The sequence below is a fragment of the Bradyrhizobium sp. genome (assembly GCF_050014615.1).
GTDB lineage: Bacteria > Pseudomonadota > Alphaproteobacteria > Rhizobiales > Xanthobacteraceae > Bradyrhizobium.
Genome location: NZ_JBEKCZ010000084.1, coordinates 17,040 through 31,235, shown reverse-complemented (window position 1 = coordinate 31,235; position 14,196 = coordinate 17,040). Strand labels below are relative to the sequence as shown.

General features: G+C 61.6%; 11 protein-coding genes and 1 pseudogene. 4 read left to right on the top strand and 8 right to left on the bottom strand.

Annotated elements, in window-relative coordinates:
• Nucleotides 1-1,342, bottom strand: a 1,342-nt coding sequence (gene hpnO, locus ABR948_RS15055) for an aminobacteriohopanetriol synthase HpnO (RefSeq protein WP_428119169.1), incomplete at its 3' end; no start/stop codon positions are given.
• Nucleotides 1,343-1,466: 124 nt separating this feature from the next.
• On the opposite strand from hpnO, the gene ABR948_RS15050 reads away from it, so the two are divergent.
• Nucleotides 1,467-2,060, top strand: a complete 594-nt coding sequence (locus ABR948_RS15050; protein WP_428119168.1) for a DUF2147 domain-containing protein — start codon at nucleotides 1,467-1,469, stop codon at nucleotides 2,058-2,060.
• Here the strand turns inward: ABR948_RS15050 and hpnN are convergent.
• Nucleotides 2,028-4,616 carry a hopanoid transporter HpnN gene (gene hpnN / locus ABR948_RS15045; protein ID WP_428119167.1) on the bottom strand — a complete coding sequence of 863 codons (2,589 nt, stop codon included), beginning with the start codon at nucleotides 4,614-4,616 and terminating at the stop codon, nucleotides 2,028-2,030. The two genes, ABR948_RS15050 and hpnN, sit on opposite strands and share 33 nt — an antisense overlap.
• A 423-nt stretch (nucleotides 4,617-5,039) precedes the next feature.
• Here hpnN and ispH point away from each other — a divergent pair, with 423 nt between their 5' ends.
• Nucleotides 5,040-5,966 carry a 4-hydroxy-3-methylbut-2-enyl diphosphate reductase gene (ispH, locus tag ABR948_RS15040; protein ID WP_428119165.1) on the top strand — a complete coding sequence of 309 codons (927 nt, stop codon included), beginning with the start codon at nucleotides 5,040-5,042 and terminating at the stop codon, nucleotides 5,964-5,966.
• 35 nt (nucleotides 5,967-6,001) lie between these two features.
• The gene (hpnH, locus tag ABR948_RS15035) at nucleotides 6,002-7,150 is read left to right on the top strand and encodes an adenosyl-hopene transferase HpnH (protein WP_428119163.1); all 1,149 of its coding nucleotides are present in this window, start codon (nucleotides 6,002-6,004) and stop codon (nucleotides 7,148-7,150) included.
• Here the strand turns inward: hpnH and ABR948_RS15030 are convergent.
• From ABR948_RS15030 to ABR948_RS15005, 6 genes and pseudogenes are all read right to left on the bottom strand, one after another.
• Nucleotides 7,091-7,825 carry a phosphorylase gene (locus ABR948_RS15030; protein WP_428119161.1) on the bottom strand — a complete coding sequence of 245 codons (735 nt, stop codon included), beginning with the start codon at nucleotides 7,823-7,825 and terminating at the stop codon, nucleotides 7,091-7,093. The two genes, hpnH and ABR948_RS15030, sit on opposite strands and share 60 nt — an antisense overlap.
• The gene (gene shc / locus ABR948_RS15025; RefSeq protein ID WP_428119175.1) at nucleotides 7,822-9,795 is read right to left on the bottom strand and encodes a squalene--hopene cyclase; all 1,974 of its coding nucleotides are present in this window, start codon (nucleotides 9,793-9,795) and stop codon (nucleotides 7,822-7,824) included. Before shc ends, ABR948_RS15030 begins: the two co-directional genes overlap by 4 nt.
• Nucleotides 9,796-9,850: 55 nt before the next feature.
• Nucleotides 9,851-11,027 (bottom strand): annotated as a pseudogene (locus tag ABR948_RS15020) (hydroxysqualene dehydroxylase).
• A complete protein-coding gene (hpnD, locus tag ABR948_RS15015; RefSeq protein ID WP_428119159.1) occupies nucleotides 11,027-11,866 on the bottom strand; it encodes a presqualene diphosphate synthase HpnD in 840 nt (279 codons plus the stop codon). Before hpnD ends, ABR948_RS15020 begins: the two are co-directional and overlap by 1 nt.
• On the bottom strand, nucleotides 11,863-12,741 hold the full coding sequence (gene hpnC / locus ABR948_RS15010; RefSeq protein WP_428119173.1) for a squalene synthase HpnC: 879 nt from the start codon (nucleotides 12,739-12,741) through the stop codon (nucleotides 11,863-11,865). The genes hpnD and hpnC overlap by 4 nt, the downstream gene beginning before the upstream one ends.
• Before the next feature lie 195 nt (nucleotides 12,742-12,936).
• The gene (locus tag ABR948_RS15005) at nucleotides 12,937-13,176 is read right to left on the bottom strand and encodes a cysteine rich repeat-containing protein (protein WP_428119157.1); all 240 of its coding nucleotides are present in this window, start codon (nucleotides 13,174-13,176) and stop codon (nucleotides 12,937-12,939) included.
• A gap of 517 nt (nucleotides 13,177-13,693) precedes the next feature.
• Between ABR948_RS15005 and ABR948_RS15000 the strand changes: the two genes are divergently transcribed.
• Nucleotides 13,694-14,194, top strand: a complete 501-nt coding sequence (locus ABR948_RS15000) for a hypothetical protein (RefSeq protein WP_428119155.1) — start codon at nucleotides 13,694-13,696, stop codon at nucleotides 14,192-14,194.
• Nucleotides 14,195-14,196 lie beyond the last annotated feature (2 nt).

Below are 14,196 nucleotides of genomic sequence, written 5' to 3'. Positions count from 1 at the left end.
AGATCGCACCGGGGACCTTGTGGCTGGAGGCGATGACGGAATCGAATGATGTCTCGATCCAGCTGCAATCCTCTTGCGTGATGGTCAGCGGCGGCAGCAGCTTGACGGTGTGGCTGCCGTGGCCGGAGACCTGGGTCAGGATCTTGTGATCCTTGAACAGCGGTACCGTGATCAGCTGGCAAAACAAACCCTTGCTGGCGGTTTCGAGCACGTTCCACGACGCCTTCAACCGCAGCGATTTCGGCGGACCGAACTCGACACCGATCATCAGCCCCTTGCCGCGGACTTCCTTCAAGAGTTCATAGCCCGGAACCATTCGGGTCAGGGCCAGCCGCAGTTCGGCGCCGCGCTTGGCGGCAGCGTCGATCAGTTTTTCGGACTCGATGACCTCGAGCGTCGCAATCCCGGCCGCCATCGCCAGGTCGTTCTTCGCGAAGGTCGATCCGTGGACGACCGCGCGATCCATCTGGTTGAAGATCTTGTCGAAGATGCTTTTCCGCGTCAGCAGCGCGCCGACCGGAACGTGACCGCCCGACAGCGCCTTGGCGAGCAGGACCATGTCGGGTTCGACGTTCCAGTGCTCGACGGCCAGAAATCTTCCGGTTCGACCCATGCCGGTCTGAATTTCATCGGCGACCAGCAACGTCCCATAGCGACGGCAAAGCGCTGCGGCGCCTGGCAGAAACTCGTCCGTGGGCATATTGACGCCCTTGCCCTGGATCGGCTCGACGATAAAAGCGGCCACCTGACGCGACGACAGTGCCTGCTCCAGGGCGGCGAGATCGTTGAAGGGTATCGACGTGCATCCCGGCAGCAGCGGCTCGAAACCGCTGCGGAAATTGGGATCGTCGGTCAGCGAAAGCCCACCATAGGACAGTCCGTGGAAAGCATGGGCGCAGTAAACGATCCCCGGCCGGCCGGTCGCTCCACGTGCGAATTTGATCGCAGCTTCGACACATTCTGCCCCGGAATTCGCAAAAAAGACCTTGTCCAGATAAGGGACATATTCCAGCAGGCGTTCGGCCAGCACGCCGGCCAGCGTCGAAACGTCGAGTTGCACAAGGTTCGGGAGGTCGCTATCGAGGACGCTCTTCAAGGCCTGGCGCAGCGCCGGATGATTCCGTCCAATCGCAAAAACGCCAAAACCGCTCAATAAATCGAGATAACGGGCGCCGTCCCGATCATACAGGTACTGTCCCTGGCCTTTTTGAAAGCCGACATCATAGCCGATTGTCTTCAGAACCCGGACCAGCTGCTCATTCAGATGGCGCGCATGCATGGAACTGCGCTGCGACTGCCGGTCCACGAACATCTCGGAAACGTCTAGATTTGAATATAGCATTATCTACTTACTTCGATTGATGGCCATTCCGTCAACTGAAAACGCTCAATGCGGCGTTTTGCCCTCGTTCGGAACATCCACTTAAGCACAGGTTTAGCCCATGTTGCACTGCCCGCGAAATATCATGACCACAGTAGTATATTCTGGAATATTTTTGGCGACAGCTCTTGCGCCCGCTTTGGCGGCGGACCCGACAGGCGACTGGAGGGTGGCGGACGGCGTCGCCAACATCCGGGTTGCCGAGTGCAACGGAAGCATGTGGGGCGTGGTGGCCTGGGAAAAAGTGCCTGGCGGCCACGACATCAACAATCCGGATGCCTCAAAGCGCAGCAGACCCAGCCTGGGCATGCCGATCCTGATCGACATGAAGAAGAAGCCGGGGGCCGATCAATGGGAGGGCCAAGTCTATAACGGTAAAGACGGCCAATTATACAGTTCGACGATCAAACCCGTCGGCACCGACCAGCTTGAAATTCAGGGCTGCGTGCTGGGCTTCCTCTGCGGCGGCGAAACCTGGACCAGGGTCGCAGGACCGATTCCCTCTAGCACAGCCAACAGCATGGCCAAGGGGACGCCGGGGGCGTTGCCCAAGCCCGCGCCGAAGACCACCGGTTCAATCAATCCGGCGGCCAAAACGTCAGGTCAAAAGCAGGCCATCGCGGCCGACCCGGTCGGCGATATCTGTCTACTCCCCGACATCGCGCGGTTTGCCCATTAACGCAGGTTGAAACAGCAACACCGCGGCCAACGTCGTGACCAGCGAGAGCGCGAGCAGCTTGCCCATGCTCGCGGTTCCCGGATGACTCGATAGCCACAGGCTGCCGAACGCCGTGGCTGTCGTCAGTGCGCTGAAAAATATCGCCCGCGTCAGGCTCGACTGCAGCAGATTGGTTCTGCCGGCGCGCCACGCCGTGACATAATAAATCTTGAAGGCGACGCCGACGCCGAGCAACAATGGCAGTGCGACGATATTGGCGAAGTTGAGCGGCAGGTCGATCAGCACGCAGATTTCCATCGTCACCGCCCCCGCCACCAATAGCGGGACCAGCGTCAGCAGCACGTCGGTGACGCGCCGCAAGGTCAGCCAGAGCAGAAAGCTGATCACGATCAGCGCCGTCAGGCCGGCATGGATGAAGGCCCTGACGACGGTGTCGCCGGATTTGAGAATCGAGACCGGTCCGCCGATGGCGTTCGGCTCGGCATCCAGGACGGCGCCTGCAAATTTGCGCAGCGTATCATTGTCGTTGGGGTCGCCACGCGGCTGCGCCTCGACGCGCATCAGGCCATCCTTGGCTTTCCAGCTGTTCACCAGATCGGCCGGCAGCGTCTTCAGGCTGACCGGCTGCGCCTGCAACGAGTTCTTGAGCTGGTCGAGCACGACCTTCAACGGCGTGACGAAGATGGCCTGGATCTTGTCGCGCGTGGCCTCGTTCGAAGCTGCGAGCTTTGACAGGTCATCGGCCAGCCGCCGCGACGCCACGGCCCCCGGCCCCTTGGCATCGCCGGCAACCTTGCGCAGGCTTTCCGCAGTCCCCTTCAAGGCCTCGACATTCTCGGCGTCGGACGGCGGGGCATCGATGGATTCCGGGTTCAGCGCCGGATTGAGGATTTTGGCGCCCTGGGCGATGAGCTTCAGCTTTTCCGGCTGGTCTTCAGGCACAAAACTGTCCAGCGACATCACACGGAGGACTTCCGGGACCTGGGCAAGCCGGGCTTCGATCTTTTTCGCATCGGCTTCCGAATTCGTCATCACATTGATGGCGTTGGCGCCGGTGTTGGGATCCTTTCTCAGATCGAGAAAGGTCGCGATCGACTCGACCTTGGAACTGCGCAAGTTGATCGGGTTGAAATCGAATCTGAGGAAATAAAGCAGCGGCAGACCGGCGATCGCGATCAGAAGCGTGCCGACGATGATGACGACGCGGTGCTTTTCGAGGAAATGATCGACCGGCGCCAGGAACGCATAGCCGACGGGCTCTTTTTCCCCGGGCGGATTGAGCAGGCTCAGCAACGCCGGCAGCACGGTGATGCTGGAGAAAAAAGCCACCAGCATGCCGACGCCGGCGATCTTTCCGAGTTCCGAAACCCCCTTGTAGTCGGTGGGCAGGAACGAGAGGAACCCGGCGGCCGTCGCCATCGCGGCCAGTGAAAGCGGGATCGCGGAATATTCGGCGGCCTTCTCCAGCGCGGTCTGCAGGTTGTTGCTCTTGAAACGCTCCGAGCGGTAGCGGACGCTGAACTGGATGCCGAAATCGACGCCCAATCCCACGAACAGGACGGCGAACGCAATCGAAAGCAGGTTCAGCGAACCCACCATCATCAGTCCGACCGCGGTGGTGATGGAAAGGCCGATAAAGAGATTTATGAATACCGCGGAGATGATCTTCACCGAATGCAGCGCCATCCAGAGGATGAACAGCACGACCAATACGGTGCCGATCCCGTTGACGATGGCGCCGTCGGCCACGGTCGCGAATTCCTCGTTGGCGATCGGAACCGGTCCGGTCAGCCGGACCCGCGCACCATATTCACCCGCAAAATTGAGATCGGTGGCGGCCTGCCGGATGGCGTCGGTCGCATCTTTGCCGGGCTCCAGCGCATTGAAATCGAGGATCGGCTTGAACTCGATGAAGGCGCGGCGATCGGCGTCGGTCAAAGGTTTGTCGCTGACGAGTTCGCGCCAGGAGAACGTGCCGGATCCGGTGTTCAGCACATTCTCGACGGTCTGGGCGATCAGCGAGAACGGCCGCTCGGTGCTGTCCAGCTTGAGCTGGCCGCGTTTGACGCCGGCAAGACCGGTCTCCAGCGCACCGGTCAATCCGCGCAGACTGGGATCGCCGGCCATGATCTCGATCAGCGGCGCGGCCGATGCGAATTGGCTGGTCAGTTGTCCAACCTCGGCCGCCGGAAGGAACAGCAGGCCGTTTTTCTCAAAGAACTCCCCTGAACCGAGCGGCTGAACCGATTCGAAATGCTTGGTATCGCCGGACAGTTTCTGCGCCAGCGCCGTGCTCGCAGCGCTGGTGAGTTCCGGCGTCGCCGCATCCACCACGGCAAGGATGGTCCTGTCCCGATCGAAGGCCTGGTCGAATTGATTGTCGCGCTTGCGCCAGTCCAGATCAGGCGAAATCAGCGTGTTGATGTCGGTGTTGATTTCGAAGTTGCGGGCAGTATAGAAGCCCGCCGCGATCGCAAGGACGAGTGCGATCAGGACCGTAATAGAGGCAAACCGTGTGCAGGCTTTGACAATCGATACAACAATACTTGTCAGCACATTTTTTCTTTCTAATGTTAACAGCCTGCCGGAAACGCCTGCTATTTATCGGAGTTCCGTGAGCCAATCTAATGTTGTTTTTGAGTGTTTTTTCTTGGGGGACACGAACAAATAGCTCAAAACAGGCCGAAACCATGCCCGCAGGCCGCTATACTGCAGATTGGCCTCCGGAAAGTGACGAACAAGCCAGAGATTCGTAGGGTATCCGCCCGCCGCGACTTTTCCCTTACAGTATTATAATACCAAATCTGACACTCACGATCGCGGCAAAGGTTTTACGATCCGCCTTTTCTAGTCGGTCTTTTTTTGACACAAAGCGCTGTGTCTCCATGTCCTTGGGGGTTCGTGGTGCGGATATTGCAGATATTCGAGCCAGACGGAGATACCGAATGAATTTGGTGCAACTTGCGTAACGGGCGTCCGATGGAAGTGTATCTTGCTCAGCCCCGCGGGTTTTGCGCGGGCGTGGTGCGTGCGATCGAGATCGTCGAGCGCGCACTCGAAAAATATGGCCCGCCGGTCTATGTCCGCCACGAGATCGTCCACAACAAATACGTGGTCGAAAGCCTGAAGAACAAGGGCGCCATCTTCGTCGAGGACCTTTCGGAAGTGCCGCCGCACGCCGTTACGGTCTTCAGTGCCCACGGTGTGGCGCGCAGCGTGGAGGAGGAAGCCGCGGCGCGCGGCCTGCCGGTCCTCAATGCCACCTGCCCGCTGGTGACCAAGGTGCACAACCAGGGCAAGCGCTATATGTCAAAAGGCCGGGCGCTGATCCTGATCGGCCATGCCGGCCATCCCGAGGTCGAGGGAACCATGGGCCAGGTTTCCGGTCCCGTGCTGCTGGTGCAGAATGTCGACGATGTGGCGGCTTTGACGCTGCCAGCGGACACGCCCGTGGCCTACATTACCCAGACCACGCTGAGCGTGGACGACACCAAGGACATAATTGCGGCCCTTCAGCAGCGTTTTACTGATATTCAAGGTCCCGACATCCGGGATATCTGCTATGCGACACAGAACCGCCAATCCGCGGTAAGGGACCTTAGCAAGCTCGTGGACGTTATTCTGGTGGTGGGGGCCAACAATAGCTCCAACTCGAACAGGCTTCGCGAAATCGGCACCGAAGTCGGTGTCGCGAGCTACCTCATCGCTGACGGTAGCGAGCTGAACCCGGCTTGGCTGAAGGACGCCAGGGCCGTCGGCATCACCGCCGGCGCTTCGGCGCCGGAAGTCCTGGTCGACGACGTGATCGAGGCCCTGAGGCGCATTGGACCGGTCGCGGTTTCGGTGCTTCCGGGCCGCGAGGAAAATATCGAATTTCGGCTTCCGGCTGAACTGACGGCAGGCTGATCCACTTCTCTACTGAGCCCAGAAAGAAACTTGTAATGGCAATACCGTTCTTCAAGGAAATACGTATCGGCGGCTATCTGATGAAGCAGAAGATGCTCGGCCGAAAACGTTATCCGCTGGTACTCATGCTCGAGCCTTTGTTTCGCTGCAACCTCGCATGCGTCGGCTGCGGCAAGATCGACTATCCCGACGCGATCCTCAATCGCCGCATGTCGGCGCAGGAATGCTGGGATGCCGCCGACGAATGCGGCGCGCCGATGGTGGCGATACCCGGCGGCGAGCCGCTGATCCACAAGGAGATCGGCGAGATCGTGCGCGGCCTGGTGGCACGCAAGAAGTTCGTGTCGCTGTGCACCAACGCGCTGCTGCTGGAGAAGAAGCTCGACCTGTTCGAACCGTCCCCCTATCTGTTTTTCTCGGTGCATCTCGACGGTCTGAAGGACCATCACGACAAGGCGGTCTCGCAGCAGGGCGTGTTCGATCGCGCCGTTTCGGCCATCAAGGCCGCCAAGGCCAAGGGTTTCACGGTCAACGTCAATGCCACCATCTTCGACGGGCATGCGGCGGAGGACATCGCCAAGTTCCTCGACTTCACCACCGAACTCGGCGTCGGCGTTTCAATGTCGCCGGGCTACGCCTATGAGCGCGCGCCCGACCAGGAGCACTTCCTCAACCGCTCCAAGACCAAGAAGCTGTTCCGCGACGTGTTCGCGCTCGGCAAGGGCAAGAAGTGGAATTTCATGCATTCGGGCCTGTTCCTGGACTTCCTGGCGGGCAATCAGAGTTACGAATGCACCCCGTGGGGCATGCCGGCGCGCAACATTTTCGGCTGGCAGAAGCCCTGCTATCTGCTCGGCGAAGGCTATACCAAGACCTTCAAGGAGCTGATGGACACGACGGACTGGGAGACCTACGGCACCGGCAAGTACGAGAAGTGCGCCGACTGCATGGCGCATTGCGGCTATGAGCCGACCGCGGCGAATGCGGCCTTCGCCAACCCCCTGAAGGCGATGTGGGTGGCCCTGCGCGGCGTGCGTACCACGGGCCCGATGGCGCCCGAGATCAATCTCGATCATCAGCGTCCGGCGCAGTACATCTTCTCTGCGGAGGTGCAGAAGCGCCTGTCAGATATCCGCCGCGACGAGGCCCTCGCTGCCCAGCAGAAAGCCTCGACAGCCGCGTAGGCTGCGCAGCGCGCGATTGAAATCGATCCCGGTCGAGACCAGCGCGCGCAGCGTCAGCGGGTTGCGCGCGAGGCCGCGCAGCACCTTGCGCAGATCGATCTCGCCGTTCGGCTTGATCGCCGACCTCGCCAATGCCGGCAATGCGCGCGAGGCGGGGTCACTGATCACCCGCAGCGCCGCGAATGGCAGACCTGCTTCGGCCGCATAGGCCGCGGCGATGTGGCTCTCCATGTCGACCGCAGCCGCCCCGGTCTCCGAACGCAGCGCGGCCTTGCCATCCCGGGCAACGACCACCTCTTCCACGCCCGCGAGGCCGCCCCTGACGACGCGCCGGCGTCCCAGCGCGACGCTGGCGACCAGTTCGTCATTCAGCGCCAGACCGGCCAGCCAGCGGGTATCGCCGGACAGCACCTCGGTCGCCACCACGACGTCGCCAGATCGCAAGGTGGGGTCCAGTCCGCCCGCGACGCCGAAGCTGATCACGCCCCGGATCGTGGAGGGGTCAAAAACCGTCAGAAGGGCCCGCAATTGCTGCGGATCGCTACTGCTGCAGATAACGGTCATGCCGGGCCCCGCCGCAATGCGGGCCTCCTGCACCAGACCAGTCACAATCAATATTGGCCGCGGGTCAATTGCATTGCCCACGGACGCATCATCCCCCGCCCCCAAATTCACATCCCGACCCCTACCACCTTGCTGTTGGTGCTCCTCAAATTCCGATACCGCGCCAACGCCCAGAGCGGAAAGAACTTCGGATAACCATGATAGCGCAGATAAAACACCCGAGGAAAGCCCGTTGCCGTGTAGCGCTGCTCGTCCCACAGACCTTTTGGGGTCTGGGTCGCGATCAGGTGCTGCACGCCACGCGACACCGCCGGATGGTCTACTTCGCCGGCCGCCATAAGTCCAAGCAAGGCCCATGCCGTTTGCGAGGCGGTCGTCGGCGCGCCCTCGAATCCCTTATAGTCCAATCGGTAGCTGGTGGCATCCTCGCCCCAGCCGCCGTCCTCGTTCTGGACCGACAGCAGCCAGTCCACGGCCCGGCGCATCATGGGGTCCTGGTGGTCCACCCCGGCGGCATTGAGCGCGCATAGTACCGACCAGGTGCCGTAGATGTAGTTAAGACCCCAGCGGCCGTACCACGACCCCTCCGCCAGCTGGGTCCGGCGCAGATAGTCTATCCCGGCCGCAACCGCATGGCTGGTTTGCGCGGTCTCGCCGAGTTGGGCCAGCATCGAGACGCAACGGGCGGTGACGTCCTCGGTCGGGGGATCGAGCAGCGCGCCATGATCGGAGAACGGGATGTTATTGAGATAATATTCGAGATTGTTGACGTCGAAGGCGGCCCAGCCACCGTCGCGGCTCTGCATGCCCTCGATCCATTCGCGCCCGCGGGCGATCGCGGCATCGTAGGCGGGATTGGCGCTGGCGCGGCGCGCGCGGTCCATCGCCATCACCACGACGGCGGTGTCGTCGAGGTCGGGATAGTAGGCATTGTTGTACTGGAACGCCCAACCGCCAGGGCGAACCCCCGGCCGCTTCACGGCCCAGTCGCCCTTGATGTCCAGCACCTGCTTGGGAACCAGCCAGTCCAGCCCCTGTTTGGCCGGAGGCAATGCCGCCTCGCTGCCGGCCTCGATCAGGGCATGACAGGTCAGCGAAGTGTCCCACACCGGCGAAACGCAGGGCTGGCAATAGGCCTCGTGCTCGCCGATCACCAGAAGCCTGTCGAGCCCCCGGCGCGTGGTGGCGCGGGGCGGATAATCCGCCGGTTTGCCGAGCACCTCGTACATCATCACGGTATTGGCCATCGGCGGATAGATCGCGCCCAGCCCATCTTCGCCGTTGAGCCGCTCTTCGATGAAGGCGACGGCACGATCGATCGCCCGGGCCCGCAGTTTTTTCGGAAACAGCGGCTCGATCTTCCGCAACACGATGTCCAGTCCGCGGAACAGGAGGAACCAGCCCCAGCTTTGATGTGGCGCCTTGGCGGTCATGCCGATCGAATGCGGCTCCTGCAGGAACAACTCGTCGATGCCGACCTTGCTGACATTCTTGGCGCGTGGCTTCAGCGCCGCCAACACCATCAACGGCACGATCGTGGTCCGCGCCCAGTACGAAATCTTGTTGAGATGAAACGGCGACCACATCGGCAGCAGCATGATCTCGACCGGCAGCACGGGCACGCTGCGCCATGTCAGCACCCCGAACATCGCCAGCATGAAGCGCGTGAAAACGTTGCTGTGGATAGCGCCGCCGCGCGCGCGGATCGCCTCGCGCGCACGGACCATGTGCGGCGCATCCGGGAAATCGCCGATCATCTTCAGCGCGAAATAGGCCTTCACGCTGGCGCTCATTTCGAAATCGCCGTCGTGCACCAGCGCCCAGCCGCCATGCGCCCCCTGAATCCGGCGCAGGTAATTGGCGATCTTGGCCTCCAGCACGGCGTCGACCGGCTCACCGAGGTAGTGGCGAAGCAGTACGTATTCCGCCGGAATAGTGCAGTCGGCTTCCAGCTCGAACACCCAATGCCCATCCGGCTGCCGATAGCCGAGCAAGGCGCGCGTCGCCGAATCGATGCTGCCCTCCAGGCCCCCGATCTCAACTCCGATTGTGCCGTTTCCGGAATGCATCTCGCCCGACATCCCCTGCATTTTCCTGTCCGGTCTGATCGAAAACCCGCGGCCTTGCAATCGCCGATCAGCCCTGCCGCATGGCCAGGACCAGATCGGCGGCACGGTTCCCCGAGCGTACCGACCCCTCGATGGTCGCCGGCAACCCCGTATCAGTCCAGTCGCCGGCGAGAAACAGGTTTTTCTGGGCGGTCACAGCACCCGGCCGCAGGGCGTTCTGCTCCGGCGTGGCCTCAAATGTGGCGCGGCGTTCGCGCACGATCTGCCAGGGCGGCAGGTCGCCGGTGATGCCCGCAGCCTGGCAGATATCCCGCCAGATCGCCTGCGCCAGTTGCTCGCGCGGCATATCCACCAGCCGGTCGGCGTTGCTGATGGTGATCGACAGGCGCTGCGGGAACGCAAACAGCCACTCCACCAGCCCGCCCACGACCCCGAGAATGGCTGGCATGCCCTCCGGCGGATCGAAGCGGAAATGCGCATTCACGATCGCCCGGAACTTGGTGGGCGTTTTCAGGCCCGGCAGCAGCGCCGCGGCCGGGCGCGGCGGAACAGCCAGCACCACGGCGTCGCCGGACTGGATCGCGACGGTATCGTCGCCGAATTTCAATTCGCCAACGCTGTCGGCCGACATGCCGAACGCACGCAGCTCTTGCCCGAACCGGATATCGGCGCCCTTGCCCTGCAACAGCTTGACCGCCGGCTCGACCAGGACCGCGCTGAGGCCCTCGCGCGCAATCAACGGCCGGCACGCCAGTCCCCAGCAGCAAGGGCTGCACCAGCCGCTGGTAAAGCGTGCCCTTGCAAGGGATGGCATCGCCAACCAGCTTGCTCGGTGCTGCCCAGATCAGAGGCATCAACGCCAGATAATCCAGCAGGCCGGTGTCGGGGACGCGGCGGGCCTGATCGAAGACCCACAGCGGCAGCCGGCCGTCCCCGAGATCGAGTTGCCAGCGCTGGCCGGTCGTCAGATCGACGAATGGAAACTGCGCGCGCTTCGGCCCGACCAGTCCGGCCTCGGTGCCGATCGATCTCGCATAAGCCACCGCATGACGGTTGCCCGAGAGCAGCAGGTGATTGCCATTGTCGATGGTGAGGTTGGTCGCGGCGTCGAAATAGGACCGGCAGCGGCCGCCGGCCTGCTGCGTGGCCTCGTGGACATGCACCCGATAATTCGCATTCGCCAGCCGCACGGCTGCCGCAAGGCCCGAGATTCCAGCGCCGATGATGTGGACGGTCTTTTGCATCAGATCACGGCGTAGCGAAGCAGAATAACGAGGCGGGCGATCTTGTTGAGGCGAACCGGCGCGCGCGGCGCCGCGAACCCTCTGATGACCAGCAATTCCAGGATCGCGCGATAATATTTCGACATGATCCGGGGCGCGCGCACGACGCGGCGCGGATTGCGCCCCATGACCTCGTCGGCCTTCTCGAAATGCGACCGCGCCCGCGCTACCAGCGGTGCGCATACTTTCGGCAACGCCGGATCAGCGATGACCTTGAGCGGTTCGACGCTGGTGATGCCGGCGTGCAGCAGGCCCTCGCGCGGCAAATACAGGCGGCCGATGGCGGCATCCTCGTCGATATCGCGCAGGATGTTGGTCAATTGCAGCGCGCGGCCAAGATGATGCGCGAGCAGGATTCCATCGTCCTGCGCGACCCCGAACACCCGCACCGACAGGCGCCCGACCGCGCTGGCCACGCGATCACAATACAGGTCGAGCGTTGCGATGTCCGGCGCGCGGATATCCTGCGGCACGTCCATTTCCATGCCATCGACAATGGCCAGAAAATCCTCGCGCAGCAGGCCAAACCGCTGGACCGACGCGACGTAGTCCCGCAACCGCGCCGGCGGATGACCCTGATACAACGCGTCAATGTCCACGCGCCATTGCGCCAGCGCCGCCAGCCGCTCGGGCCGCGGCCCGTCGGAATCCGCAATGTCGTCGACTTGCCGGCAAAAACTGTAGATCTGAAACATCGCCTCGCGCTGTTCATGCGGGAGAATACGCATCGCCGCGTAAAATGAACTGCCGGACGCCGACGTTCCATAACTCGCAGTGGCTGCCGCGGTCTCAAGCGTCATGCGCCGGCCGCCGGTTTAGACACGGGACGCCGTCCCACCGCCCTGCGCGTCATCTCGCCGGCCATCCCACCGAGACTGTGGGCCAGCAGTTGCATCGGGCCGAGATGAACGGTCTCGCTGAGAGGGTCGCGCACTTTCAAGAGACCCACGATCTTGTCGGCGAAAGCCTGAATCACGGAAATCTCAAGCCCCAGACGAAAATCCTTCACTTCGGCGACCAGCGGTTTGCTTTCATTGAGCAAAATCTCGGTCCGCGCGGCGAGCGAATGCAGGCATTGCAGCAGCGGCGCCGATGACCGCGCCGCGCCGAGCGCCTCAACCGACGCGCCAGCCGCGGCAAGCGCATCGCGCGGAAGATAAACGCGATTGAGATCCCGGTAGTCTTTGCCGCAATCCTGCAGATGATTGTTGATCTGCAGGCCGGCGCAAAGCGCATCCGACGCAGCCCAGGTTGAGGTGCTCTCGCCGTGGACGTCGAGCATGAAGCGTCCGACCGGCATCGCCGAGTATCGGCAATAGTGGATCACCTCATCCCAGTTTTCATAACGAAGCTTGGTCACATCCATCCGGAAAGCGACCAGAACATCGAGTGCGTGGCGTGGCGGCATCGAACGTTCCGTCAGCGCGCGCCGCAGATTGACGGCCTCGGGTTGGCTGTCCCCTCGCCCCAGCAATTCGGCCTCAAGCAGATCGAGATAGGCCAGCTTGTCGTGCTCACCGAGCGTCGCGTGATCGGCGATATCGTCGGCGGTTCTCACAAAGTTGTAAAACGCGAGGATCAGCGCCCGGTGGCGCGGATGAATGATCCACGACGCAACCGGGAAGTTTTCGTCGCGGTGAGTCTTGCCGGATCGCAATTCGCTCGCGGTGGTCATCGAGAACTGGCTACATTCGCTGAAAATGGTGGATTCGCATGGCCCGGTGCTGCCGCGCATGCGTGCGGATCGCGAACCCCATATAGGGGAATACGATACCAAAACCAATGCTATCTGCGATTTCTCGCAGGTTCCGGCCGCGTGCCGAATGCGCCGATGGCGGCCCCGCGGCGGCGGCGGCCAGATGCGGTGGTACTATTGCCCGTGGTCTTTCAGCACCTGGTCGCAGGCCGTGGTCAGCTTGGGGCGATTTTGCTGAAGGCAGGACAGGATGGTCAGATCGCCCTGATCTATCACCGGGCGGCAGAAGCGCTGAACATCGCGCGAGCAAGCCTTTTGCTCCTCCGGTGTGCCGCTACGCTGCTGCTGTTGGGCGTTGGCCCCGGTGGAAACCGATAGCGACAACAAGGTCATTACCAAGAAAAATCTATACATCGTGTTCCTTCACTCTAACGGCAGAAAATTCCAACCCGAATAGCACATGACGTGACCGGGACAGACCATTCAGATTGCAAACGCCGCGAACCGCAGCAACGAGCGAACCAAAAGCGCTGCCAAATGCGGCCAAATTTACGGCGGCCGGAGTTCGAATTTCGGGTGCAAAGGGTCAGCTCAGCGGCACTCACAACTAACTGATATTGCGTGATTATTTCTATAGACTCTTTTTTGTTGCGTGTTGCAGACAAAGCACGGTGGTTTGGTAACGCCACTGAACGAGATTGACGATATCCAGAGCTTTCCCGATTTCGCCGAGCGAAAATGCCGTCCGCAATCAATCGGCTCACCTGTTTCGGGAAGGTCGATTTTCGAGAATGCAATAGTCGGGCCGGTTAGCGCAATTGCGGGCCGCTGTCGATTTATCATTTGAACCTAACACAGCGTGGCAACACCAAATCTTGGGTGCGACCAGACATATGTCGCATGTGAACATCAATTCGAATGGGAATTCAAAATGAACCTATTTGGCTCGAGGCTGTTTGGACAAACGATCATGGCTGCCGCTGTCGGCGCCGCGCTGATGTTTTCGACATCGGCGAGCCACGCCCAGTCTCGTCCGTTTGCCGGCCTTGACGGAGCATGGTCCGGCGCCGGAACGGTTTCACTATCCGACGGATCGACCGAGCGTATCCGCTGCCGCGCAGACTATAAAGTCGACGGCACCGGACAGGGCCTGAAGCAGAATCTGCGTTGCGCCAGCGACAGCTACAAATTCGATCTGACCAGCGACGTGACAAGCCAGGGCGACCACGTTTCCGGCAACTGGAGCGAGACAACCCGGAATGTTTTCGGCAGTCTGCAGGGAACGGCGGGCGGCGGCAGGATCGACGTATTCGTCGAGGCTGTGGGATTCTCCGCCAACCTGACATTACGGACCAGCGGCAACAAGCAGACCGTGCAGATCAGTTCCAAAGGCGATATCAGAGGCGTCACGATCACGATGGTGAAGACTTAATC